We start from the raw sequence: 2778 nt of genomic DNA on the forward strand, positions 1-2778 counted from the left end.
CGGCACTTGCGGCGGAGCGGGCGGGGGCGGCCAACAGAAGTCGGGCACCATAAACACCACGCGGAACTTGCTGCTCTTACGGGCGATTTTGTTGATGGCCATGAATATGCTCCTGTTTCGGTAATCTTCATTAAAGCGGTTTGCGGTAGAAAAATATTCGTTTATGCGTATGCGGACAATGAAGGCGGTATGGGGATAAATTCGGTTTGCGAACCGCGGCAGGCTTGGGCGGCGGCAATTTGGTCTCCCCGTTCGTGCCGCGCGATAAACCTGAGTTGGCACGAAGCGATTTCCAGCTCTTCCGCAAAAGAGGTTCGGTAGTTACAGTCGATGCGCCGTTTTTCTACATCCACTAAAACGGTATTAAGGTTAATAGATAAAAAACGCGTGCGTGCTGTTGGCACGCACGCTACACATTGAATAAGCAGGTTAAGTTATTGTACCTATGTAGATGTATTTAATAAAAATATTCTAAATATTTCATCCTCAAAGTCATCATTGAATCTTGAGTATACTGGTTTAAAAGTATTTTTATATCCTAGTTCGATTAAAGAATTTTTTAACCATGGGGTCTTATCCAAGTTCAATAGAGTTTGATTTTCGAAAGATTCTTTATATTTCATTTTTGTAATGCATAAATTTGGTATATAAAAGTTATATAAATCAAATAACCTTTGATTTGCATCCGGATATGTTATACAAAAAAATAAATTATTTAGTTCTTTTTCATTTAATATCTTTCTTGCAGTAATCTTTATATTATTTAAATAAAAAATAGCGGCATTAAGAAAAAAAGAATTTAAATTTTCTTTAGGTAATAATCCTAAAAAAGGAGTTTCTCGGCCAACTCTAGTAATTAATGGGATTTCTTCAAATTCTACTGGATATGTGAGCAGGTCAATAATATTATCTTCTTGATAAGACTTTTCTTTTTTTGCTAAAGTGTTTAGTAGTTTCAAATAATCCATTTATACACCTTTCCACCCATAACAAAACAAAAAATCTTTATCATCTTTAGAAAATGGGGGCATTCCTCTATGTTTATCATGTATCGTACCATCTAAGTTCAAAGCTGCATTATTGTGTGCATGAGCATGATATTGAGAACCTGGTACTGATAATTCTGGTCTATCAATTCTTTTGATTCCCTTAGGTCCTCTACCTTTCTTCACTATTGATTCTGCTTGAGCAGGTGTTCCTTGTCCCCACTTCTTGCAACGCTTTTTACGCTTTTTCTCTTCCTCGCATCTACCGGTACAAGTGTCGCTTTCTGATAATGCAACTACACCTGCTGCCACACCACCAGCCACCGCATATACAGCCCATTTAGGCCAAGCTGCATCGGTTGGTTCTGGGGTCATTGTATCAACTGCAATAAATGACAATACTCCTCTAGCAACGCCAACGGCAGCATTCAAGCCAAGAGGGTCCATCATATTTTGGATATTTGTTGAAAATTGATAAAGGTTATTCCCACCCCACAACCTAATAGGATCCTGATTAACAAACCTACCGCAGTCCGGTTCGTAATAGCGGAAGAAGTTGTAATGTAAGCCCGTTTCTTTATCACAGTATTGATTTTGAAGCCGGAACGGCTGATGGGCGTTTGTAATATTGGTTTCCGATTTGAGTTTGCCCCAACCGTAATAATCCCCGAACCACAATAAATTGCCGTTCCTATCGGTCATCTCACGCGGTATGCCGATTTGGTCGCAGTGGAAATAATGGATACTTTGTTTGGGTTCTTCTTCGTTTGTCCAATCACGGATTTGCGCCAGCGGTTCGTAAGAATCTTGGTCGGTGTAGATGTAAGTGTAAAGGCTGTCTGAATGTGTTTCCTGTAACAAGTGGCTGCCGTCCCACAGGAAGGCAATTTCGCTGTCTAAAATATCTTTACCACCCTGAGTTTTCAGACAGGTATGGTCTGTTGAATGCCTGTCTGAAACTTCGTTAGCGTTCTCCTTTTTCAGACGGCCTTTGCCGATTCGTCTGCCCAAGGCATCGTAGTGGTAAATCCACGTTTCTTTGTTGCCGTCTTTCTTAAAGATTTCCACTTTAACCAGTTGGTCGTGCAAATCATAGAAATAGTTCTGCACTTCGCCGTCGGGCAGTTCGCGGTGGATCAGATTGCCGAGGCCGTCGTAGTAATAGCTGGTGCCGTTGTATTCTTTAAGACGGTTGTCTTTTACTGCGTTGTCCCGATGCCTGTCTGAAAGGATATTGTGCGCGGGGTCGAAGGCGAACCGCTCGTTGCCCGCTCGGGTGATTCTGCCCAGTTTGTCGTACTCGAAGTGCGTCGTTCCCGTCCGCTGGTCGGTGCTGTGGAGCAGGTTGCCGGTTTTGTCGTAGCCGTAGCTGCGTTTGACCGCGGTTTGGCCGTGCATGCGGGCGGGTATGTAACCCGCCGCTACTTTACTTTTGCCTTTGCCGTTTTCAGACAGGCTGTTGAGTTGTGCGATTTGGGCTTTCAGACGGCCCAGCGGGTCCAGTTCGTAGCGGCTGGTTAAGGCTCCCTGTGTCCTTTGGATTTCGCGGTGCAGCTTATCGCGTTCGATGTCCGTGATGACTTCGCCGTCGAGGTTGATTTGGTGCAGGTGGCCGCTGCCGTAATACAGATAGTTGATTTGTCTGCCGTCGGGCAATACGGTGGCGGTGCGGTTGCCGTTGAAGTCGTAATGGTAACGGATGCTGTTGGTAACCGGCTGGAACAGCATATCGTACTGCGGGTCGCGCCAGTCGGTGGCTATCAGGCCGTTTCGGGCATTCTCTTCTTGGGTC

The 2778-nt window shown here is 44.4% G+C and carries 3 protein-coding genes; all 3 read right to left on the reverse strand.

Going from position 1 to position 2778, the window contains the following annotated elements:
- Window positions 1-161: 161 nt before the first annotated feature.
- Window positions 162-404 (reverse strand): hypothetical protein, encoded by a 243-nt coding sequence (locus AKG09_RS11410; protein ID WP_054619547.1) that lies wholly within the window; start codon window positions 402-404, stop codon window positions 162-164.
- Window positions 405-443: 39 nt separating this feature from the next.
- Window positions 444-968 carry an Imm15 family immunity protein gene (locus AKG09_RS11415; RefSeq protein WP_054619548.1) on the reverse strand — a complete coding sequence of 175 codons (525 nt, stop codon included), beginning with the start codon at window positions 966-968 and terminating at the stop codon, window positions 444-446.
- On the reverse strand, window positions 969-2778 hold a 1810-nt coding region (locus tag AKG09_RS11420), incomplete at its 5' end, for an RHS repeat-associated core domain-containing protein (RefSeq protein WP_231623946.1).

Origin of the sequence: Neisseria sp. 83E34 (assembly GCF_001308015.1) — a bacterium.
Classification (GTDB): Bacteria; Pseudomonadota; Gammaproteobacteria; order Burkholderiales; family Neisseriaceae; genus Neisseria.